The sequence below is a fragment of the Paenibacillus sp. FSL L8-0470 genome (assembly GCF_038008625.1).
Classification (GTDB): Bacteria; Bacillota; Bacilli; order Paenibacillales; family Paenibacillaceae; genus Paenibacillus_AQ.
Genome location: NZ_JBBOZM010000001.1, coordinates 2,125,268 through 2,149,368, shown reverse-complemented (window position 1 = coordinate 2,149,368; position 24,101 = coordinate 2,125,268). Strand labels below are relative to the sequence as shown.

The window sequence follows — 24,101 nt, the reverse complement described above, 5'->3', positions numbered from 1 at the left end:
CCTCAAATCCGCAGGAATCCAGTACCAGGCTGGGTCAGCAGCACCGCCGCGCCGCTGTCTCCGAGCATATACCGGATGCGTTCGGCCGGCAGCGCCGGATCAATCGGCAAGTACGCACCGCCGGCCTTCAGGATGCCGAGCATCCCGGCGATCATGTCCAAAGAGCGTTCCATCAGGATGGCCACGATACGCTCCGGCCCTACACCCTGCCCGCGCAGCGTCCACGCCAGCTGATTCGCCCGCGCGTTCAGCTCTGCATAGGTCAGCTGCTGATCCCCGTACACGGCCGCCACCACATCCGGCGTCTTCTCCACCTGGGCTTCAAACAGCCCGTGGATCGTCGCTTCCCGCGGATACTCCGCCGCCGTGTTGTTGAACCCATGCAGCAGCTCTTGCTTCTCCTCCGCCGTGACAAGCGATATCGAGGCCACCGGCCTCTGCGCATCCGCCAGCATTTGCTGCGCGATCTCCCGGATATGCCCCTCCATTCGCCGGATGAATGTTCCATCGTATACCTTGGCGTTGTACCGGAATTCAATCGACAACGCTTCACCCGGGAATAGCACGACGGTTAGGTCATAATTCGTCTGCTCAAATACTTCAACGTCACGGATCCCGAACGCAGCCTCGTCCGTTCCGCCTGCTTGGCCAATCGCTTCAGCAATCGGATAGTTCTCGAACACCAAAATATGATCGATCAATCCTTCCTTCAGCGCGCTCAGTCCCTGAATCTCATACAGCGGATAATGGCTGTGTGATTCCGACGCCAGCGCCGCTTCCTGCACCTGCTGCAGCAGCTCCATTACGCTCTGGTCGGGGGAACTGCTGACCCGTACCGGCGTCGTATTGATAAACAGGCCGATCATCCGCTCGATTCCCGGAACTTCCGCCGGTCTCCCCGATACGACAGTCCCGAATACCACATCACCGCTCTGGTTGTACTTCTGCAAAAGCAGTCCCCAGATCGTCTGCATCACTGTGTTCAGCGTCACTTGTGCCTGGCGGGCCAACCGCTCCAGCTCCCGGGTCATCCCCACATCCAGACGGAAGGCATGCTCCTGCGGCTTGGCTCCCGCAGGCCCTGCTGTCCAAGGCGCTCGCGGTACACTCGCCTGTTGCTCATAGTTTGCCAAGTACTGGCTCCAGTACTGTCGCGCCGATTCCCCGTCCTGCTTTTCAAGCCATTGCATGTAACTGTTAAATTGTATTGGCGTGTCAAGTCGAATGGGCTGTTTAGTCTTCAAGCATTGATATATATGCATAAATTCCTGCATAAGAATGCTTACACACCAACCATCCATCAAAATATGGTGGAAGCTCCAAATCATTATGTGTGAATCAGAATCCTTTTTTAGAACAGCTAATCGAATTAAAGGCCCCCTCAATAGGTCAAAGCCCTCATCTCGATCATTTTGCATGTACTCGTTCACATACCTAGACTTTTCATTTTCACTCAACTGAGAAATATCTTTGAAAATCAAGTCCGTCTTTTGATTTTTTACTACGACTTGAACAGATTTCTTCACCTTTTTCCAGACGAAGATGGTTCGAAGTATATCGTATCGCTCAATGAGCTTCGCAAATGATTGATTAACTAGGGTTACATTTAAATCACCTGCAAGCTCCAAAGTATATTGTTCAAAATACTCATTTGATTTGTGAAGCAAAGAATGAAATAACATACCTTCTTGCATCGGCGTAAGATAATAGATGTCTTTTATCGAGTCTCTTCTTCTACTCATGTTTACCTCCCGGCAAGTTGTTTAGAGACGCTATTATAAAACCTGGGCTATTTCTCCGATCATTTAGTTTAGATACTTGGTGCCTCGTTCTCTTCAATAACAACGTTAGGGAAGATGTTTTTACCTCTCCACCTTCTGTTAACCCTTTTTTCTAAGGTGTGTCTTCAAACCGCTTCTCCGCCAAAACCTGCCGCTGTATGCCCTAAGGAATCTTGGGTACAGTACCATTTTCTGATCACATGCGGAGAAAGGCGTTTCGCCACTAGGTAGTTTTTCGGTGGAGGCTTACGTCTCGGTGTTTCAAAGACTTCGCTCTTCTTCCGAAGGTGTGTGTGTGACTGGAAAGTGTATTCCTGGCTCTGAGTACAAACGGACCGAGCTGTACTTGATTTGGGGCTTTTAGCCTGTTACAGGAGGACAAGGACTCCAGCGCAGTTATTTCTCCCTGATGGCCGTTTTTAGATAGAATGCAGAGCAGATAAGGTCGCCTGGGTCCGCAAAAGAGAATAAACAGGGATTTTACTCTCCATAGCACCTCCTGTGCGTTACGGGTAAATGAACCCGCTGCGGGCTTTTGGGCCCTACTTTCAATTCTAAATCCTTGCTTCCCCAGAGCTCTTCCAGTTTGAAGACATGCTCTAGTCTACTTGTTCAAGCAATGAGTAAATGTTCTCTACTTCATCAATATCTAATCCACTAGAACTAAAATCGCTCGCGGTCTTCTCGCTGTGCGCCTGCCGGGTGCAGTGGGTGATCAGTCTGCGAAGCTGTTCCGCGTAGCACGCCATCCAGCCCTCCACCGTTTCCTTCCGGTATGTGTCTGCCGCATAGTCGCATGTAAACACGAGCTCTCCGCCGATCACCATCCCGTTCAGGCTCAGCTTGTACTCTCCCGGGAGGTTCGGGTCGATGCTGCTGCCTGTCCCGTACGCCGACGATTCGAATAGATCTGTCGTCACGTCCCGGTCGAACTGGCCCAAGTAGTTGAAGCAGATCTCCGGGCGAAGGTCGAATGTCAGCTCCTGTTTGTGCTCCGCAGCTGTCATATACTTCAGCACGCCATATCCCAGCCCTTTGTTCGGCACGCTGCGCAGCCCCTCTTTCACCCGCTTGATGCAGCCCGGCAACGTTTCCGACGCCCCCAGGTCAAGCAGTGTCGGCACGACCGTCGTAAACCAGCCGACCGTTCGGCTCACATCCACCGCTTCCCCGATCTCTTCCCGGCCATGCCCTTCCAGGTCCACGACAAACCGATCCTTACCAGTCCATTCCCGCAGCGCTTCAGGCCCAGCCCCGTCAGCAGGATGTCGTTGATTTCCGTGTAGTACGCCCGGCCTGCCTGGTTCAATAACTGCGCCGTCTCTTCCTGCGACAGCCGGATGCTCACCGCTCCGCCGGTCTCCTCCGCTTCCAGGTCCTTCGTCCGCCGGCAGTGCCGCAGCCGGCATCTCTTCTACTCGCTTCCAATAAGCGATTTCACGCAGCAGTTCCTCACTGTCCGCATAGCGCGCCGGGGCCTCCGACCACGTCTGGAACGCGTCCGTTTTCTCCGGAAAGCGGATCTCCTCGCCCCTCTCCGCCTGCTCATAACCGGTCTGCACATCTTCGAACAGGATCCGCCAGGACACCCCGTCCACCACCAGATGGTGGATGACGATCAGCAGATGGTCGCCCTCGCCGGTCTTCATCAGCCCTAGGCGCAGCAGCGGCCCTTGCTCCAGATGCAGCCCCCGCTGCAGCCGCTCGGCTTCCGCCGCAATCCGTGTATCCACCGCGGTTTCCCCGCGCAAGTCGATCACGTCCAGCCCGAAACTCGCCTCTTGAGGCCCGCAGCTCCACTGCACGATGCCCCCCGCTTCTTCCCGGTACCTCATCCGCAGCGCATCATGATGCTGGGCGATCCGTTCAAACACACGGCGCAGAATGACTTCGTTGAATCCGTCCCGGCGATGCAGCATGACCGCCTGGTTATAATGGTGCGGCAGCTGCGGCGACCGCTCAAACAACCCTTGCTGGATCGGAGTTAATCGTACTTCGCCTTCGACCGGACGCTGATCGATCTGCCGCGCCAACTTCTGCACATGCGGACACAGCTCCAGAATTGTCGGATACCGGAACAGCTCACGGATCCCCAAGTGCAGCCCGTGCCCCCGCAGCCGCGCGGCGATCTGAACGGCTTTGATCGAATCCCCGCCCAGCTCGAAGAAGTTGTCTTGGATCCCGACTTGTCCGACTTGGAGCACGTTCTGCCAAATCGTTGCCAGCTTCGCCTCCATCTTGCTGCGCGGCGCCACATATTCGCTTCCCGCCTGAATCTGTCCTTGCGGCTCCGGCAGCGCCTTGCGGTCGACCTTGCCGTTAGGGCTGAGCGGCAGCTTCTCCAGCTCCACAAAATAGGACGGGATCATGTAATCCGGCAGCTGTGCCGTCAGGTGCGCACGCAGCTCCGTTACCGGAACAGCTTCGTTGTTTACAAGATACGCGCACAAGTACGCCTGCCCTTGCTCGTCCTCATGGGCCAAGACCACCGCTTCGCGGATCTGCGCATGCGCCATGAGCCGCGCCTCAATCTCCCCGCACTCGATCCGGTAGCCGCGGATCTTCACTTGCTGGTCGATCCGGCCCAGGTACCAGGTTGCCGTCCGGCAGCCATCGCGCCAAATCCCCGCTCCGGTACATCCGCTCACCCGGCTCGAACGGGTTGTCGACGAATTTTTCCGCCGTCAGCTCCGGCCGGTTCAGATAGCCCCGGGCCAGACCGTCGCCCGCGATACACAGTTCACCCGCGACCCCGATCGGCTGCAGCTGCCGGTTGTCACTCACAATGTACAGCTGCGTATTGGCAATCGGCCCCCCGATCGGCACCGCCGCTTCCGCGAAGGTCGGAGCGCTGTCGTAATACGCGACATCGACCGTGGCCTCCGTCGGCCCATACAGGTTGTGAAGCGTGGCTCCGCTAACTTCCATGAACTTGTAGAACCCGCTCACATGCTGCGGCTTCAGCGCTTCCCCGCTCGCAAATACCCGGCGCAAGCTCACGAGCTTCTCCGGGCTAAACGCTTGCCCGGCCTGCTCCAGGAAGACGCTCAGCATCGACGGCACAAAATGCATCACCGTGACCCCGTAACGCTCCATCGTTTCGGCCAGCACCGCCGGATCTTTCTCTCCCTGCGGCGGAAGCAGGCAGACCTTCGACCCGGTCATCCCCCACCAGAACAGCTCCCACACCGAAACGTCGAACGTTATCGGCGTCTTCTGCAGAATGACGTCCCCTTCTCCGACCGGGTAGCGGTTCTGCATCCATTGCAGGCGGTTGATGACCGCGCGATGCTCAATCATGACCCCTTTCGGGTTGCCTGTGGTCCCCGAGGTATAGATCACATACGCCAAACGCCGGGAATCCGGCGTAAGCTCCGGATTGGCCTCGGATTGCACCCGCTCTCCAGGCGTCAGCTCGATGACCATCCCCTCAAATCCGCATGAATCCTGGCCGGGCTGAATCAGCAGTACCGCCGCGCCGCTGTCCCCGAGCATATACCGGATGCGTTCGGCCGGCAGCGCCGGATCAATCGGCAAGTATGCCCCGCCGGCCTTCAGGATGCCATAAAGCCCTACCATCAGCTCCAGTGAGCGTTCCGCCATCACCGCTACAATCGTTTCCGGCCCCACACCTTGCCCGCGCAGCGTCCACGCCAGCTGGTTCGCCTGCCCGTTCAGCTCCGCGTAGGTCAGCTGCTGATCCCCGTACACGACCGCCACCGCATCCGGCGTCTTCTCCACCTGCTCCTCGAACAGACCGTGGATCGTCGCTTCCCGCGGATACTCTGCCGCCGTGTCGTTGAATCCGTGCAGTAGCTGTTGTTTCTCCTCCGCCGTCACAAGCGATATCGAGGCCACCGGCCGCTGCGCATCCGCCAGCATTTGCTGCGCGATCTCCCGGATGTGCCTTCCATTCGCCGGATGAATATCCCCTCGTATACCTTGGCGTTGTAGCATAAATTAATCGACATCGCTTCGCCCGGGAATAACACGACGGTTAGGTCATAATTCGTCTGCTCATATACTTCAACGTCACGGATTCCAAACGCAGCCTCGGCCGTCCCGCCTGCTTGGCCAAGCGCTTCGGCGATCGGATAGTTCTCGAACACCAAAATATGGTCGATTAGCCCTTGCTTCAGCGCGCTCATTCCCTGAATCTCATACAGCGGATAATGGCTATGTGATTCCGAGACCAGCGCTGCTTCCTGCACCTGCTGCAGCAGTGCCGTTACACTCTGCTCGGGGGTACTGCTGACCCGTACCGGCGTTGTATTGATAAACAGGCCGATCATCCGCTCGATCCCCGGCACCTCCGCCGGTCTCCCCGATACGACCGCCCCGAATACCACATCATCGCTCTGGTTGTATTTCTGTAGTAGCAGTCCCCAGATCGTCTGCATCACTGTGTTCAGCGTCATATAGGCCTGGCGGGCCAACCGCTCCAGCTCCCGGGTCATCCCCACATCCAGACGGAAGGCATGCTCCTGCCGCTCAGCTTCTGTTCGCCCTGTTGCCCCCGTCACTCGCGGCACACTCGCCTGTTGCTCATAGTCCCTCAGGTACCGGCTCCAGTACTGCCGCGCCGCCTCCCTGTCCTGCATGTTCAGCCACTGCATGTATCGGCTATACGGCTCCACGGGCCCCAGCTCTATCGGCTGCTTCGTCTGCAACCCGCGATAAATCGCCATGAGCTCCTGCATCAGAATACTCGTGCACCAGCCGTCCATGATGATGTGATGAAAGCTCCAGATGACATGCTGACACCCCTTCTCCCCGATCACAATCGTGGCGCGCATTAGCGCATCCCGGCTCAGGTCAAAGCCCCTTTGCCGGTCTTCCTGCTGGATCGTCTCCAGCTCACCTGACCCTTCCCTCACCCGCAGATCGACTTCCCGTTCCTGCAGCACCAGCTGCACCGGCCGCCCTACCTGCTCGCTCACGATCACCGTCCGCAGCATGTCGTGCCTTTCCGTTAAACGGCCCAAGCTTTCCTCGAATACCGCGGCATCCAGCGTTCCTTCAACCCGGAACGTAAACTGCTCGAAATACGTCGCAGCCTCCGGGTCCAGCTCAGCGTGAAACAACATGCCTTCCTGCATCGGAGACAGCGGATAGATGTCTTGCACCTTATAGCCGTAGGCTTGCTGCAAGCCGCTCGCTTCCTGCGGCTCCAAATCCGCCAAACGGAAATCGCTCGCGGTCTTCTCGCTGTGCGCCTGCCGGGTGCAGTGGGTGATTAGTCTGCGAAGCTGTTCCGCGTAGCACGCCATCCAGCGTTCCACCGTTTCCCTCCGGTACGCCTCTGCCTCATAGTCGCATGTAAACACGAGCTCCCCGCCGATCACCATCCCGTTCAGGCTCAGCTTGTACTCTCCCGGGAGGTTCGGGTCGATGCTGCTGCCGTCCCGTACGCCGACGATTCGAATAGTCCTGTCGTCACGTCCCGGTCGAACTGGCCCAAGTAGTTGAAGCAGATCTCCGGGCGAAGGTCGAACTTCAGCTCCTGTTTGTGCTCCGCGGCTGTCATATACTTCAGCACGCCATATCCCAGCCCTCTGTTCGGCACGCTGCGCAGCCCCTCTTTTACCCGCTTGATGCAGCCCGGCAACGTCTCGCATGACCCCAGGTCAAGCAGTGTCGGCACGATCGTCGTAAACCACCCCACCGTTCGGCTCACATCCACCGCTTCCCCGATCTCTTCCCGGCCATGCCCTTCCAAGGTCCACGACAAACCGATCCTTACCAGTCCATTCCCGCAGCGCCAGGCCCAGCCCCGTCAGCAGGATGTCGTTAATTTCCGTGTAGTACGCCCGATTCGCCTGGTTCAATAACTGCGCCGTCTCTTCCTGCGACAGCCGGATGCTCACCGCTCCGCCGGTCTCCTCCGCTTCCAGGTCTTCGTCCGCCGGCAGTGCCGCAGCCGGCATCTCTTCTACTCGCTTCCAATAAGCGATTTCACGCAGCTGTTCCTCACTGTCCGCATAGCGCGCCATGGGGCCTCCGACCACGTCTGGAACGCGTCCGTTTTCTCCGGAAAGCGGATCTCCTCGCCCCTCTCCGCCTGCTCATAACCGGTCTGCACATCTTCGAACAGGATCCGCCAGGACACCCCGTCCACCACCAGATGGTGGATGACGATCAGCAGATGGTCGCCCTCGCCGGTCTTCATCAGCCCTAGGCGCAGCAGCGGCCCTTGCTCCAGATGCAGCCCCCGCTGCAGCCGCTCGGCTTCCGCCGCAATCCGTGTATCCACCGCGGTTTCCCCGCGCAAGTCGATCACGTCCAGCCCGAAACTCGCCTCTTGAGGCCCGCGGCTCCACTGCACGATGCCTCCCGCTTCTTCCCGGTACCTCATCCGCAGCGCATCATGATGCTGGGCGATCCGTTCAAACACACGGCGCAGGACACCTTCGTCGAATCCGTCCCGGCGATGCAGCATGACTGCCTGATTATAATGGTGCGGCAGCTGCGGCGACCGCTCAAACAACCCTTGCTGGATCGGAGTTAATCGTACTTCGCCTTCGACCGGACGCTGATCGATCTTGTGCGCCAACGTTTGCACATAAGGGCACAGCTCCAGGATCGTTGGATACCGGAACAGATCGCGGATCCCCAAGTGCAGCCCATGCCCCCGCAGCCGCGCGGCGATCTGAACGGCTTTGATCGAATCCCCGCCCAGCTCGAAGAAGGAATCCTTGACGCCCATCCGCTTGATGCCCAGAACCTCCTGCCAAACCGATACCATCAAGGCTTGGGCTGTCCGCGGTGCTTCATAGCCTTTGCTGTACGTCTCCCGGTCCGGTGCCGGCAGCGCCTTACGGTCCACCTTGCCGTTAGGGGTTAGCGGCAGCTTCTCCAGCTCCACAAAGTAGGACGGAATCATGTAATCCGGCAGCTGTGCCGCCAGGTGCGCACGCAGCTCCGGTACTGGAACAGCCCCGTTACTTACGAGATACGCACACAAGTACGCCTGCCCTTGCTCGTCCCCGCGGGCCAAGACCACCGCTTCGCGGATCTGCGTATGCGCCATGAGCCGCGCCTCAATCTCCCCGCACTCGATCCGGTAGCCGCGGATCTTCACTTGCTGGTCGATCCGGCCCAGGTACTCCAGATTGCCGTCCGGCAGCCATCGCGCCAAATCCCCGCTCCGGTACATCCGCTCACCCGGCTCGAACGGGTTGTCGACGAATTTCTCCACCGTCAGCTCCGGCCGGTTCAGATACCCCCGGGCCAGACCGTCCCCCGCGATACACAGTTCACCCGCGACCCCGATCGGCTGCAGCTGCCGGTTGTCACTCACAATGTACAGCTGCGTATTGGCAATCGGCCCCCCGATCGGCACCGCCGCTTCCGCGAAGGTCGGAGCGCTGTCGTAATACGCGACATCGACCGTGGCCTCCGTCGGCCCATACAGGTTGTGAAGCGTGGCTCCGCTCCCTTCCATGAACTTGTAGAACCCGCTCACATGCTGCGGCTTCAGCGCTTCCCCGCTGGCAAATACCCGGCGCAAGCTCACGAGCTTCTCCGGGCTAAACGCTTGCCCGGCCTGCTCCATAAGACGCTCAGCATCGACGGCACAAAATGCATCACCGTGACCCCGTAACGCTCCATCGTTTCGGCCAGCACCGCCGGATCTTTCTCTCCCTGCGGCGGAAGCAGGCAGACCTTCGACCCGGTCATCCCCCACCAGAACAGCTCCCACACCGAAACGTCGAACGTTATCGGCGTCTTCTGCAGAATAACGTCCCCTTCTCCGACCGGGTAGCGGTTCTGCATCCATTGCAGGCGGTTGATGACCGCGCGATGCTCAATCATGACCCCTTTCGGGTTGCCTGTGGTCCCCGAGGTATAGATCACATACGCCAAACGCCGGGAATCCGGCGCAAGCTCCGGATTGGCCTCGGATTGCACCCGCCCTCTAGGCGTCAACTCGATGACCGTCCCCTCAAATCCGCATGAATCCTGGCCGGGCTGAATCAGCAGTACTGCCGCGCCGCTGTCCCCGAGCATATACCGGATGCGTTCGGCCGGCAGCGCCGGATCAATCGGCAAGTACGCCCCGCCGGCCTTCAGGATGCCATAAAGCCCTACCATCAGTTCCAGCGAGCGTTCCGCCATAATTGCTACAATCGTTTCCGGCCCCACACCTTGCCCGCGCAGCGTCCACGCCAGCTGGTTCGCCTGCCCGTTCAGCTCCGCGTAGGTCAGCTGCTGATCCCCGTACATGACCGCCACCGCATCCGGCGTCTTCTCCACCTGCTCCTCGAACAGACCGTGGATCGTCGCTTCCCGCGGATACGCCGCCGCTGTGTCATTGAACGCATGCAGCAGTTGTTGCCTCTCTTCCGTCGTCACAAGCTCATACGAGCCAATGCTTGCTTCCGGCTGACCGGCCATTTGCGACAAGAGCTGCACGAAGTGCATCAGGTACCGCCCGGCTGTCTCCTCATTGAACAGCGCGCAGCTGTATTCCAGCAACAACTGAAGTCCTTGCTCACTCTCCGCAACGTTCAGCGTCAGGTCAAACTTCGTCGCCCGGTGGTCCAGCTCGACCGGACGAACGTCAACATCTGCCAAGCCAAAGCGCGCCTGCTCCATGTTCTGCAGCACCAGCATCGTGTCAAACAAGGGATTGCGGCTCATATCGCGCCGTACGTTCAGCTTCTCGACCAGTTCCTCGAACGGGTAATCCTGATGCTCGAATGCCGCCAGCGTCCGCTCCTTCACCTCGCGCACGAAGTCCATAAACCGCTTGTCCCCGGACAGGGCGTTGCGCAGTGCCAGCGTGTTCACGAACATCCCGATCATCGGCTCCGTATCCCCATGCGTCCGCCCCGACACCGGCGTCCCGACCACAATGTCGCTCTGCCCCGTGTACTTGTGCAGCCACACGTTATAGCCCGCCAGCAGCACCATGTACAGCGTGGCTCCGGTCTCTGCGGCAATTCGTTTTAGGGCCTCAGCTACGTCCGCGCTGATCTGCGCATGAACCTGTCCGCCTTCGCTGCTTAGCACCGCCGGACGCATCCGGTCGGCCGGCAGCTCCAGCACCGGCACTTCCTCCGCATAGGCCGACAGCCAGTACACCTCATGCCCTTGCATCCGCTCTACCCCGAGCGTGTCCTGCTGCCAGACCGCGTAGTCTTTGTACTGGATCCGCAGCGGCGTCAGCTCCTCACCGGCATACGCCGCCATAAGGTCCGACACCAGAAGGTTCAGCGACACGCCGTCCGAGACGATATGGTGCATGTCCCACACCAGCCAATGGTGCTCCTCTGCCAGCCGCAGCAGCCCAGCCCGCAGCAGCGGCGCCTGATCCAGCTCGAACGGCCGCACAAAATTCCGGGTGAGTTCCCGCGCCTGCGCTTCATCTGCCTCCCGGCATACCCATTCAAACACCACGTCTTCATGTACCTGTTGTCTCGGTTCGCCGTCGATCCACGTGAACGACGTGCGCAGCGATTCGTGACGGGCGATGACCGAGCGAATCGCTTCCTCCAGCCGATCCGCATCCACCTGCCCTGTTAGCTCCATGACCCCCGGCATGTTGTAGCGCGTGCTCTCCGGCTCCACCTCATGCAGCACGTATAGCCGCCGCTGCGCCGAAGACAGCGGGTACGAAACCTGCGCTACCGCCGGCTCGATCCGGCCGTAATCGCTTTCCTCCGTGCTGCGCACATAGTCCGCCAACGCCCTCACCGTCGGACGCGCGAACAGCTCCCGCAGCGGCAGCTCCACCGCCAGCTGCTGATGTATGCGCGACACCAGCGTCATCGCTTTCAGCGAGTGACCGCCGCGCTCGAAGAACGAGTCCCCGATGCCGACTTCGTTTACCCCCAGCACCTCTGCGAACAACTCCGCCAATTGCGTCTCCAGCGCATCCCGCGGCGCTTCATAGCCTTCGCTGTTCGCCTCCCGGTCCGGCGCTGGCAGCGCCTTCCGGTCGACTTTGCCGTTAGGGGTCAGCGGCAGCTTCTCCAGCTCCACAAAGTAGGACGGGATCATGTAATCCGGCAGCTGTGTTGCCAGTTGCGCCCGCAGCTCCGATACCGGAACCGCTTCATCACTTACGAGGTACGCGCACAAGTACGCCTGTCCTTGCTCATCCTCACGGGCCATGACCACCGCTTCGCGGATCTGCGCATGCGCCATAAGCTGTGCTTCGATCTCCCCGCATTCGATCCGGTAGCCGCGGATCTTCACTTGGTGGTCGATCCGGCCCAGGTACTCCACGTTGCCGTCCGGCAGCCATCTTGCTAAATCCCCGGTCCGGTACATCCGCGTCCCCAGCTCGAACGGGTTGTCCACGAATTTTTCCGCCGTCAGGTCCGGCCGGTTGAAGTAACCCCGCGCCAGACCGTCCCCCGCGATGTACAGCTCACCAGCAATGCCCATCGGCTTCAGCTGCAAGTCGTCACCTACAATGTACAGCTGCGTATTGGCAAGCGGCTTGCCGATCGGCACCGCCGCTTCCGCGACGAGTGGCATGCAATCAAAATAGGAAACCTCAGCTGCTTCCGTCGGCCCGTACAGGTTGTGAAGCGTGGCTCCGCTCCCTTCCATTAACTTGTAGAACCCGGCCACATGCTGCGGCTTCAACGCTTCTCCGCTGGCAAATACCCGGCGCAAGCTGCCGAGCTTCTCCGGGCTAAACGTTTGCCCGGCTTGCTCCAGGAAGACGCTCAGCATCGACGGCACAAAATGCATCACCGTGACCCCGTGACGCTCTATGGTTTCGGCCAGCACCGCCGGATCTTTCTCTCCCTGAGGCGAAAGCATGCAGACCTTGGACCCGGTCATACCCCACCAGAACAGCTCCGACACCGAAACGTCGAATGTTATCGGTGTCTTCTGCAGAATGACATCCTCTTCTCCGATGCGGTACCAATTCTGCATCCACTGCAGGCGGTTAATGACCGCGCGATGCTCCATCATGACCCCTTTCGGGTTGCCTGTGGTCCCCGAGGTATACATCACATACGCCAAATGCCGGGAATCCAGCTCTAGCGGCGGGTTGGCCTCGGATTGTGCCTGTCTTCTGGAAGTCAACTCGATGACCGCGCCTTCAAATCCGCATGGATCAAGGCCAGCGTCAATCAGCAGCGCTTCCGCGCCGCTGTCCCCGAGCATGTATTGGATGCGCTCTTTCGGGTAAGCAGGATCAATCGGCAAGTACGCCCCGCCGGCCTTCAGGATGCCATAGATCCCTACAATCAGTTCCAGCGAGCGTTCCGCCATAATCGCCACGATACGCTCCGGCCCTACACCTTGCCCGCGAAGTGTCCACGCCAGCTGGTTGGCCCGTGCGTTCAGCTCCGCGTAGGTCAGCTGCTGATCCCCGTACACTACCGCTACCGCATCCGGCGTCTTCTCCACCTGCTCCTCGAACAGACCGTGAATCGTTGCTTCCCGCGGATACTCCGCAGCCGTATCGTTGAATCCAACTGTAAGCTGACGGGTCCCCACTTCATCCAATAGACGGATATCTTGAATCATACGACTAGGCTCCCCAAGGATATCCTGAAGCATGACAGTAAAAGAGCTAAATATCTGTTCTACAATTCCATCCGAATGGTCAGCTTTGTAATCAAAAGCCAATTCGAGTTCACCCGTCAGAGACCAGTCTTTAATCATAAGCTGAAATGGATAAAATTGATGCCCATTGTAAACCTCGTTCGCTTTTACAGTCAGGTTTGCCAAATTCGTCACAAGTCTGGTGCCAAGATTATTTACAACAACAGAAAACAGCTGATCTATTCCCCTTTTACGCAGTTCTAATTCTTGCACCAGATTATCGTATGGATATTTTTGATGAAAGTAACATGACATCAATTCCTGCTGTACTTCCCTGCTAAACGAGTCAAAGCTCTGCATAGCGTTGACTTGAACCCGAAGCGGCATTGTACTGGCAAACATACCAATTACAGATTTTTCTTTCGCTCCGGAACGGTTTAAGACCGGAGTCCCAATGACTAAGTCGCTTTGCCCTGTCGTCCGATTCACATAGGCGAGCATTAACGAGACAAACCAGGCGTTTAGTGAAACCCGGTTCTCATCAAGTTTTTCCCTGATCCGGTCAGAAAGCTCTTTGTTCAGCAGGAATGATTTCCGTGTTCCAGCCGAATCGCCGGTGACCCCTTTGGAAGTTCCCATAACCGTAGGGGACTCATAGTCCTGATAACGGTGTAACCAAAACTTCTTGTCTTTAATGTACCGGTTAGTCCTTAAATAATTATCTTCATGATCTGCAAATTCAAGAAAATTGCTTGATCTGCCAACCGGATTGTTTTCGCCTTTCGCCAGCTTTTCATAAATTGCCAGTGTATCCTGAAGCCATGCTTGCCCTGACCATCCATCAGCAATGATGTGGTGTGCCTTGATTAAATATCCGCACTCATCGTCACTGATTTTGAAGAGGGCTACGTAATATAAAGGGTTATTCTCAAATTGGAAGGGGATTGCCGCCTGCTGCTGCGTCCAAAGCTCAAGCGCCTCATTAGGGTTATTTGAAGTACTGAAATCGATTAGTGGGAACGGGGTTTTATGATGGGGCACATAATATTGATAGGGCTCACCGTTCTGGTTGCGGGAGATTCGCAATCCAAAGCCTGCGTGGTTGCTAAGATTATAGTGGATGGCTGCTTCAATCCAATCTAAATTCGCTTCTCCTTTAAAAATAAAATACAGCGTTATATTATTGAGCGAAGTGTCGGGATAATGCTGCTCCATCATCCAAACTCTCTTCTGTGCGTGCGTTAATGGAAATGCAGATTTGCACCCGCTTAACGGTCTCATACAAGTAAGTCCCCCTCATTAATTATGCTGACTCTGAATGAACTGCATGCTTCTGAAGGCAACCGCAAACCAATCTGAGAAAGTGAGGTCGAATTAGGCAGTATGATGATTGGCCTGGATTATAGGTTCTTGTTGTAAAAACACATCTTGCTGCGATTAGCGGAAATTGAGAGCCTTCATAAGAGCCTCTATAACAAATTGCGAATGACTATGAATAAAAAAATGATCTCCATCAAAACCAACATACTTGCAAGCGTTATCAGAAACTTGGTCCCACTCTTCTATATCTCCTGCCAGGGTGTCATCCTTGCAACCGAAGAATATGTAGACGTCACACCCGAGTTTACTGTTTCTCTCTTTGAACATAAAAGTCTCTGACAACCGGAAATCCGACCTGATAATAGGCAAAAAAAGATCCATCAATTCCGTATTATCAAAAAACTGCGGCGGCGTTCCGCCTAATTCCATTAAGTGCCGCTTAAACTCTTCATCCGGGAGCGTATGAACGATAGTTTCATCCTTGTCTGGTACATGCGGAGCAGATCTTCCTGAGAAAAAAACGGCATCAGGCTCCTTATACCCCCTACTTTTCAGTTGATGAATCGTTTCATAGGCAAGAATTGCCCCCAAGCTATGCCCGAAAATCCCATAGGGATCTCCACTTAATTGCGGCAGAATAAGCGACGTAATATCTTCAACTGCTTCTTCAAAGGATCGATAAAACGGCTCGTGCACTCTCCTGCCTCTGCCAGCCAACTCCACAGGAATAATCTCAGCGATTCCGTTTAAGTAGCTTGACCATTGACTGTAGAAGAAGGCCGAACCACCTGCATAAGGTATACAGAATAATTTCATAGTCCATCTCTTTCATGTTTTATTAATAATTGAAAGAAAACCCCAATTAACTGAGGATATCCAGACTAGAAACCTCCAGCCCGCATCAGCGGGGTTGGAGGTTTCTTGATATGTGGCAACTTGTGCTGAAATTCTGCTATCCGCTGCCTGCCTGGAAAGATACACAACTAATTTTGAGGTTCTTCGGAACAACTCTACTGCATTTGTTCCGGGCTGTCCGCTTGCGGATTTTCAGCTTGTCCGTGAAAAGAAATCAGCGATTGCTTCAAGCTCTCTGCCAGTTCCTCCAGCTGCTTGGACAGCGCCACCAGTTCGCCGCTTACTGTCAATTGCCGCGAAGACATTGCCGCCACTTCCTCTGTAGATGCACTGGTCTGCTGCACCACAGAACGGACACTACCCATCGACTCGCCAAGACGTGCCTGGAAAATGGTCAACTCAGAAACCGCAGCCGACGATTGACCCAGATATTCAATGAAGTCTTCCATTTCCTTGCGTACAGCCGCGAAAATCTGGGACGATTCCCGCACCGAGCCGATCTGCTCGCTGAACAGCGGCACAGCTTCGCCCACCACCTTGACGGTGTCCTCGATACTCCGCCCGATCTCCTCCGTAATTTGCGAGACTGAGGCAATCGATTGGCTGGACTGGCCGGCCAGGGCGCGGATTTCGTCGGCGATAACAATAAAGCCTCTGCCGGCCGCTCCTGCACGGACTGCTTCAATGGAAGCATTAAGCGCCAGAATATTGGTCTGCTTGTTCATGGCAATCATTGGCGCCAGAATATTGCGGATCAAATGAGTGCTTTCCTGCAGCTTGGCCGAATTCTCTTCAATCAGCCGCATCATCTCCACCGTCGACTCACTTTGTGCAACCAGTGTCTTCATTAGCGCCGCTCCCTGCTCGCTGACCGCGATCACTTTCTCGGCTGCCGCATCCATTACCCGGTTAATCTGGTCCACCTCATGCATCTTGCCGCCCATCAGCTCCACATCATGGTTGCTGCTCTCGGCTTCCGCCGCCAGACTGGCAGCACCTTGGGCAATTTCATCCGTGGCTACCGCCAGCTCACGGGCGTGGTCCGAGATCGTTGCCGAAGCATGAACCAGCTGTTCGGATGTCGCCAGAACCTCTGTCGCCGAAGCGCCGCTCTGGCCGGCCAGCATGGAAATCTGCTCCATCATCCGGTTGAAGCTATGCCCAAGCCGGCCGATTTCATCGCGGCCCTTGAAGTTGGTACGAACATTAAGGTTGCCTCGCTCCCCTTCCTCCATCAGCCGGGCCAGCTTACCGAGCGGCCGGCCAATCAGACGGACCAGCACATAGCCGATCAAAAGAGCAATCAGTGCCGCCGCGAATACTACGAGCAGTGTAATGTACAACAGGCGGTCGGCCGACTTGGTGAAATCACTGACCGGCGCATAGCCAAGCAGTGTCCAACCACCTGTGGTCAGCGGCTGGTACACCGCCAGTTGCTCCGTTCCGGCTTCATCGTCTGCCATAAAGGAACGATCCAATTCTTGGGCCGCCTGCGGCTCGACCTCTGCCCTCGACGGCTTGATGAATGAGGTCTGCTCCAGTTGAGCATCATCCTTCGCATACACAACCTTTCGGTCAGCATCAAGGATGCGCAGTTCACCGTCTTCTCCAATGCGCAGATTCGCTAATATGTCGTTGAGAGAGCTTCGCTTGATCTCAATCAGCATATAATATTCCGCTTGCGGATTTTGCATATTGCGCAGAAGCCGTCCCATCGTGAGAGAAGCTTCAGAGTATGTATCGAAGAAGCCCGTCGGCCGGACCGGGAACCACACTGGATTACCCTTGGCCTCGTCAATCTGCTTGAATCTCGCCAGGATCCCCTCATCGGTGCGGATCCCCGTAACGCCCGAGGTTGTATAAGATTCAACTTCGGCGAGGCTGCGGGAAACAAGCCGGATGCCCAATAGACGCTCATCGGAGCCTTTGACTGCATCCAGCTTGCTGCGGATACGCCCTTCGGCGGCAACCTTAGCCACGATCCCGATACCCGGATCATTTACCGCCTCTAGATCTGCCTTGAGCGCCTGATCCACGGCAAATTGCCGCGAGAGCGCTTCATACTCGACAAAGAGGAAATCCAGTTTATCAGCGGCCTGGACAATCGCTTGCGATGAAGCAGCAGCTACTTCATCGGTAATAATACCTTTGGCGGCGTAATAAGAAGTCAAACCAAGCACGGAGGACAACAACAGAATGGTGCTGAACAGGATTATGAATAATTTGACGCCAACCGATTGCAGATGCAGGCTTCGTTGCCCTTTCATAAGTCTACTCTCCCCATAGAATAAAATAACGCCACATTAGTGGGTTTTATCCTTAAAGCCTAATCAGGTACCCAGTTGTAGTCCTTGAATAACCCCATAAATTAAATAAAAATACATAAGACAAGGTACACCCTTCGCAGTCAAATGAAGGCTGTACCTTGTTTTCGTTAAATCGTGCAAACTGGCAAAGGGCCAGATTACCCCTTGCTCGCCCCAGCAGTCAACCCTTCGACGAGCAATTTTTGCAGGAAGCCAAAGAGAATCATGATCGGAATAGAGATCAGTACAGCGCCTGCCGCAAAAGTCGTGAAATTGGAGTTCTGATTTGAATCCACCATGTCCCACATACCGACGGCAACGGTCCATTTATCCTTGGTCCGCAGAATGAGTCTTGCAAAGATAAAGTCAACCCACGGTCCGACAAATTGCGTAAGCGCCATGTAGGTAATCATCGGTCTCGACAGAGGCAGAATAATTCTCCAGAAGATTCCAAAGTTACTTGTTCCGTCAATGCGGGCAGCTTCGTCCAGCGAACGCGGTATCGTATCGAGGAACCCTTTCGCGATCAGTGTCCCGCCTAGCGGAGCACCGGCTGCATATACGATAATCAGAGCCAAATGTTTATCCAGCAGATCAAACTCTTTCAGCAGCAAATAGATGGCAATCATACTCATGAAGCCTGGAAACATTCCAAGCACCAGCAGTCCGGACATGGTGGTCTTGCGCGTCTTGAATCTGAACCGGGAAACTGCATAGCTTGTAAGCAATGTCAAGAAAACGCCCAGGATCATTGAGAACAAGGCAATCTTAAACGTATTAAGCCACCAGGTAGGGAACAGCAGGGTGTTATCATAGAATAGCGCCCGGTAATGTTCAAGCGTAAACGTTTCAGGAATCAGCGTTTTACTGTAAAGGGATTTGCCCGGCCGCAGCGACGATAACAGAATCCAAATGGCAGGATAGAGTGCTGCAACAGACAGAATCAGCAACGCTAAATAACTTAATCCGAGACGTATTTTTCTTTTAATATTTACTCCGCTCATTGGATCATGTCCTCCTCCTGGAATGATTTCGACCGCCGGTAATTGTAAAGCGAGAAGCTGGCTACGATCAAGAAGATAATGATTCCGACCGCAGATGCCATGTTATATTTGTTCTGGTCAAGCGTGAGCTTGTAAAGCCACGTCACGAGCAAGTCGGTGGAACCGGCGTACTGATAATCCCCGTTTGGGGGATTACCGGCTGTTAACAGGAAGATCGCATTAAAGTTATTGATGTTACCTGCAAACTGGGCAATCAGTGTAGGCGCCGTCGAGAACAGCACCATAGGCAATGTTATGATGCGGAATTTCTGGTAGTTGGTCGCCCCATCCACTTCGGCCGCTTCATACATATCGCGCGGAATCGTTGTCAGAACCCCCATAATCAGCAGCATGGATACCGGAATACCGACCCACAAGTTAACCACGATAACTGTTACTTTGGCCCAGAATGGATCCGTTAGCCAAGGAAGGCCACCGAGCCCGAAAAATTTTAGATATTGGTTAATCGGACCAAACTGGCCGTTGAACAGGTTACGCATGAGCAGAAGGGAGATCATCTGCGGAATAGCGTATGGAACAATCAGAATGGCTCTCCAGAAGCCCTTGAAACGGATGCCTTGCTGGCTGACCAGCATCGCGACCAGCATGCCGCCGAAATAGGTAGTAACCGTGGACAAGATCGCCCATGTAATAGTCCAAGTAAGTACCCCGTAAAAGGTCTGGCTCCATGATTTAAGTACCACCAGATTACGGAATGTTTCAAAGCCAACCCAATCTACCAGCTTGGCCGGAGGCATATGGTTAGGCGCAGCATAGTTCGTAAACGCCAGCATGATCATGAAGATGATCGGCATTACTGTAAAGAACAGAATACCTACAGACGGCAGGATAAGAAATGTCTGCGCAAACTTGTAGTCGAGGATATAACGGATGCTCTGTTTAAATGTAGCCGGAGTACGGCCTGCGTCCCGTACAGCTCCAGTCTTTCGGGCATCTTTAATGTTCATATACCACGCAAGCAGAAACAGAACAAAGAATATAATTGTAATCAAACTCTGAATTAGAATAAATATAGAATGATCACCTTTGACCAACTTGGCAATCCCTTTGACCTTCTCAAAATGTTGGGAGGTTGTCCCTAAGGTAACGATACCCCAGAACGCCCGTCCCAGCTTCTCAATAAAGTAAGTTAAGCTTAATGCCTCTACAATCAAAAAAATAAAACCTTTGATAAATTGGCGGTTATATATTTGTCCCAATCCCATAAATAATGTAGACAGTATCGTTGCTGTTCTAGTATGGTGTCGCTGCATTTCCCTTCCGTTCTCCTCTCCTGGGAAATCAGAGAATCGCCCGCCGCTACCAGGCGGCGGGTGATTTGATTTCATAAATATACTGTTGGAATAGACCTGCGGATGTTTACTTCGAAGCGCCGTTGTTCAGATCTTTGATCTGTTGGGCTGCTTTGTCCATTGCAGTCTTAGGGTCTACGCCTTTGTCCCAGATTTCCGGCAGGGCTGCATTTACAGGACTCCACACATTGCCCATTTCAGGAATGGAAGGCATTGGCTGGGAGTTGTTAGCCTGTTCAGCAAAAACGGATACATAAGGGTCATCCTTGATTTGCGGATCTTCCAGAGCCTCCAAGTTGGTTGGAATCGATCCGACCAGTTTGTTCAGCTTAAGCTGGGCATCCTTGCTGGAAGCGAACTCAGCATAGAGCTTAGCGGCATTTGGATATTGCGTATACGCGTTAACCGCGAAGATCTTGAAGCCGGCCAAGGAGATGGCAGTCTTTCCACCGACAGTCGGCAGCGGTGTCAGTCCCAGATTATCGCCCAGAGCCTTTTTGTATCCGGCCAGTTCCCAAGGTCCGTTGATATCCATTGCGACATCGCCGGAGTTGAAGAGACTGCGCTTAATATCCGGGTTAATATCGCCACTGTTGATTGGCAGAATTTCTTTCAGTTTCTTAAATTCACTCAAGCCTTGGATTGCGCCGTCGGTATTGATCCCGATATCGTCTTTGTTCGTGCCGTTATCCCCGAAGAGATAACCGCCGTTGGAAGCGATGAACGGATAGTCGAAATACATGTTGCCGACTTCCCACATGATTCCATACCGGTTTTTGGATTTGTCGGTGAAGGTTTTGCCGAAGGCGAGTACATCATCAAAGGTCTTAGGCGCTTCAGTAACAAGAGACTTATTGTAGTACAAAGCATAAGTTTCAGCAGCACGCGGGTAGCCGTACAGGAGACCGTCATAGCTGGCACCGGTAATCGAGGATTCTGTATTGTTCTTTACTGTTTCTTTCTCGAACACATCGTTTGGAAGCAAAAGCTGTGCGCTTGCTGCTCTGCCCAGGTTGTCATGCGGAATCAGAACAACGTCGGCAGCCAAACCGGAAGGACCGTCTTGGGACAGCTTGGTAACTTGCTGCACCGGTGACAACTCTTCAATTTTTACCGGAACCTTGTATTTTTCAGTGAACTCCTTCGCAATTGCGTCTGTAAAGGCTCTTTCTTCCTTACTTTCCCATACGGTCAGGGTTGCGCCATCTTCTGGGGTGATTTGTGCGGTTTCGGCGCCAGTGTTGTCTGTGCCTGCGTTTCCGGCCGGAGCCGTGCTTTCTGATGGTGCGTTCGTTGCGGCTGAGTTGCTGCCCCCGTTATTTCCGTTGTTGCTAGATCCACAGGCAGTAACAGAAAGTGCCATTGACGCTGCGGCGGTGAGAACCATAAGCTTTTTCAACTTCATTGCTTTAACCCCTCCTAATTTGTGTACGCTTGCCAACAATGATCCTGCAGAACTTGCGCAAACGATTTCAGAAGATCCAAAAAAAATGTCTGTTTTATTCTTCCAACCTTCTGTATCCGCTTTAGTCAAGTTCTAGAAAGCGCTTCATTACTTAATTTATAATACAACAGGAATCTTAATTGTTAAAACGTTTGCACATGGTATATTCGTCCATTTTCGGCTAATTATCCATGGTCACAATACAATATATCCCTTATTCGCAAGATTACTCTTATTTCCTTTTGTTTTCTTCAGTCTCTACTTAATTATTTGTTTTCATTAACAATTTATAGCCGCACTTATCTTCTGTAATGAATCTTTTGAAAATTAGATCACCGTAAAAGTGCCTGATCGCAAGTGAATAATTGTGCAATGGTTTGAACAATAGTATTGAACGGCTATTTATTCCGTGCTATAATCCAAACCATTATGAGCAGCTTGATCTGCTGGAAGCAGCAGAAGCATCCGCCCTTTGTTCTTTTATAACTAAAAGGCAATGTTACTTGACACAGGTACAACCTCGGAACTATCTCTTCGGCGGCGGTTGTGCCTCTTTGCTATGGGCGAATGTAAGGGCGATATTGTGCAATCGTGGCACAATGTTTGCGCACCGCGGGCACATGTCCGTATATCACCCCTTAAGTTCCTTATATATCCACTTCATGCAAATTGCGCATAATGCACCGTCTTAGTTCTGCATTGGGATTCCACAAGACAAACCAACTTTTTAGGAGGAATTATCATGTTATTAGAAGCTGTATACCACCGTCCGCGCTTGAATTGGTCTTATGCCTATGACCGCCAAACCATTCATCTTCGTCTACGTGCCAAAAAAGGAGATTTGACAGAGGTATTCGCCTGGGCCGGCGATAAATATGCCTGGGATACTACCAAAGAATTGATTCCGATGAAGCTTTTCACTTCGGATGCGATGTTTGATTATTGGGAATGTGAGTCGGTTCCCCTGTACCGCAGGCTGAAATACGGTTTCCTGCTGCAACAAGGTCATGAGCGGATCTGGATGACGGAAAGCGACTTTCAGACAGAACGTCCGGCGAATCCGAACCGGCTGTTTGAATTTCCGTACATAAACCCTGTAGATGTGTTCGCACCACCGGCATGGGTGAAGGACGCTGTCTTCTATCAGATCTTTCCGGAGCGCTTTGCAAACGGTGATCCCAGTCTGAATCCCGAGAATGTGCAGCCATGGGGCGGTACGCCTACACCGGAAAATTTCTTCGGCGGAGATCTTCAAGGAGTCATTGACCATCTGGATCATTTGACCGAGCTTGGCATTACCGGCATCTATTTCACTCCGATCTTCGCGGCGACTACCAACCATAAGTATGATACAGAGGACTATATGAAGGTTGATCCGCATTTCGGTGATGTGAAGACACTCAAAAAACTCGTCGATGCCTGCCATGAACGCGGCATACGTGTGCTCCTGGACGCCGTGTTCAATCATGCGGGCAGAACCTTTGCCCCTTTCGTTGATGTACTGGAGAACGGGGAAAACTCCCGTTACAAAGACTGGTTCCATATCCGCGAGTTTCCACTGCAGGTGGTGGACAACATCCCGAATTATGATTCCTTTGCCTTCGAACCCCTGATGCCAAAGCTGAATACAGAGAATCCCGAAGTAAAGGAATATCTGCTGAATGTGGCTGAATACTGGATTCGTGAGGTCGGCCTTGACGGCTGGCGTCTGGACGTTGCCAATGAGGTGGATCATGAATTCTGGCGCGACTTCCGCAAAGTGGTAAAACGCGCGAATCCCGAAGCTTATATTTTGGGTGAAATCTGGCATGAATCCGCCCCTTGGCTGGAAGGCGATAAATTCGACGCAGTAATGAACTATCCGTTCACCGATGCCGTAATTGACTTCTTCATCTCCGGTGCGCTTGATGCCGAAGGTTTTGCCAATGCCATCGGCAAGCAGCTGTCGCGTTATCCGCTGCAGGCCAGCGAAGTGGCCTTCAATCTGCTGGACAGCCACGATACGCCGCGCCTCTTGACTGTGGCCGGAGGAGACAAGAAGAAGCTGAAACTGGCCACATTGTTCCAGTTCACGTTTATGGGCACGCCGTGCATCTACTACGGCGCTGAAATTGGCATGGATGGCGAAGGCGATCCGGGCTGCCGTAAATGCATGGAGTGGGATCCCGAGAAGCAGGACCGCGAGCTGTTCAGCTTTTTCCGCAAGCTGATCGAGATCCGCGGCAGCCATCCTGCACTCCGCACCGGCGCCCTCACCTTCCTGGAGGCGGCCCCGCAGGGCAGCAAGCTGGCTTATGAACGCAGTCTTGGCGATGATATTATCATCGTACTGATGAACACAGAAGGGACAGGCCAGACCTTCCACATTAGCGTAGAAGAACGTCAATGGGAGAACCTGTTCACCGGCGAATCCTTGCGCGCTGAGCGAGGCAAGCTCTCCGTTAAGCTGCCAGCATACGGCTATACCGTCATTAAGGCGATAGTATAACAATCCATCACTTCAATCCAGACGAGATATCATTCAC

General features: G+C 54.3%; 11 protein-coding genes and 2 pseudogenes. 1 reads left to right on the top strand and 12 read right to left on the bottom strand.

Translation table 11 applies throughout. The annotated features are described in order from the left end of the window. Window positions 1–2 precede the first annotated feature (2 nt). From NST99_RS09670 to NST99_RS09615, 12 genes and pseudogenes are all read right to left on the bottom strand, one after another. Complete coding sequence (locus NST99_RS09670) at window positions 3–1,742, bottom strand: condensation domain-containing protein (protein ID WP_341091319.1); 1,740 nt, start codon at window positions 1,740–1,742, stop codon at window positions 3–5. 638 nt (window positions 1,743–2,380) lie between these two features. Next, window positions 2,381–4,429 carry a condensation domain-containing protein gene (locus tag NST99_RS09665; RefSeq protein ID WP_341091317.1) on the bottom strand — a complete coding sequence of 683 codons (2,049 nt, stop codon included), beginning with the start codon at window positions 4,427–4,429 and terminating at the stop codon, window positions 2,381–2,383. 4 nt (window positions 4,430–4,433) lie between these two features. Further along, window positions 4,434–5,663 (bottom strand): annotated as a pseudogene (locus tag NST99_RS09660) (non-ribosomal peptide synthetase); the annotation flags it as partial. Next, on the bottom strand, window positions 5,618–7,108 hold the full coding sequence (locus NST99_RS09655) for a condensation domain-containing protein (protein ID WP_341091315.1): 1,491 nt from the start codon (window positions 7,106–7,108) through the stop codon (window positions 5,618–5,620). The gene NST99_RS09655 and the pseudogene NST99_RS09660, both read right to left, overlap by 46 nt. Before the next feature lie 32 nt (window positions 7,109–7,140). Further along, the gene (locus NST99_RS09650; RefSeq protein ID WP_341091314.1) at window positions 7,141–7,446 is read right to left on the bottom strand and encodes a condensation domain-containing protein; all 306 of its coding nucleotides are present in this window, start codon (window positions 7,444–7,446) and stop codon (window positions 7,141–7,143) included. Then, complete coding sequence (locus tag NST99_RS09645) at window positions 7,409–7,789, bottom strand: condensation domain-containing protein (protein ID WP_341091313.1); 381 nt, start codon at window positions 7,787–7,789, stop codon at window positions 7,409–7,411. The genes NST99_RS09650 and NST99_RS09645 overlap by 38 nt, the downstream gene beginning before the upstream one ends. Beyond that, window positions 7,714–14,576: pseudogene (locus NST99_RS09640) on the bottom strand (amino acid adenylation domain-containing protein). Before NST99_RS09640 ends, NST99_RS09645 begins: the two are co-directional and overlap by 76 nt. Before the next feature lie 156 nt (window positions 14,577–14,732). Continuing rightward, a complete protein-coding gene (locus NST99_RS09635) occupies window positions 14,733–15,431 on the bottom strand; it encodes a thioesterase II family protein (RefSeq protein ID WP_341091312.1) in 699 nt (232 codons plus the stop codon). Between the two features lie 194 nt (window positions 15,432–15,625). Next, window positions 15,626–17,737: a methyl-accepting chemotaxis protein gene (locus tag NST99_RS09630; RefSeq protein WP_341091311.1), complete on the bottom strand. Its 2,112-nt coding sequence runs from the start codon at window positions 17,735–17,737 to the stop codon at window positions 15,626–15,628. Window positions 17,738–17,934: 197 nt separating this feature from the next. Next, entirely contained in the window at window positions 17,935–18,780 is an 846-nt protein-coding gene (locus tag NST99_RS09625) for a sugar ABC transporter permease (RefSeq protein ID WP_341091310.1), read from the bottom strand. Beyond that, a complete protein-coding gene (locus tag NST99_RS09620) occupies window positions 18,777–20,093 on the bottom strand; it encodes a carbohydrate ABC transporter permease (protein ID WP_341091309.1) in 1,317 nt (438 codons plus the stop codon). Before NST99_RS09620 ends, NST99_RS09625 begins: the two co-directional genes overlap by 4 nt. 106 nt (window positions 20,094–20,199) lie before the next feature. Further along, window positions 20,200–21,537 carry a sugar ABC transporter substrate-binding protein gene (locus NST99_RS09615; protein WP_341091308.1) on the bottom strand — a complete coding sequence of 446 codons (1,338 nt, stop codon included), beginning with the start codon at window positions 21,535–21,537 and terminating at the stop codon, window positions 20,200–20,202. A gap of 781 nt (window positions 21,538–22,318) precedes the next feature. Between NST99_RS09615 and NST99_RS09610 the strand changes: the two genes are divergently transcribed. Further along, on the top strand, window positions 22,319–24,064 hold the full coding sequence (locus NST99_RS09610; protein ID WP_341091306.1) for an alpha-glycosidase: 1,746 nt from the start codon (window positions 22,319–22,321) through the stop codon (window positions 24,062–24,064). Window positions 24,065–24,101 lie beyond the last annotated feature (37 nt).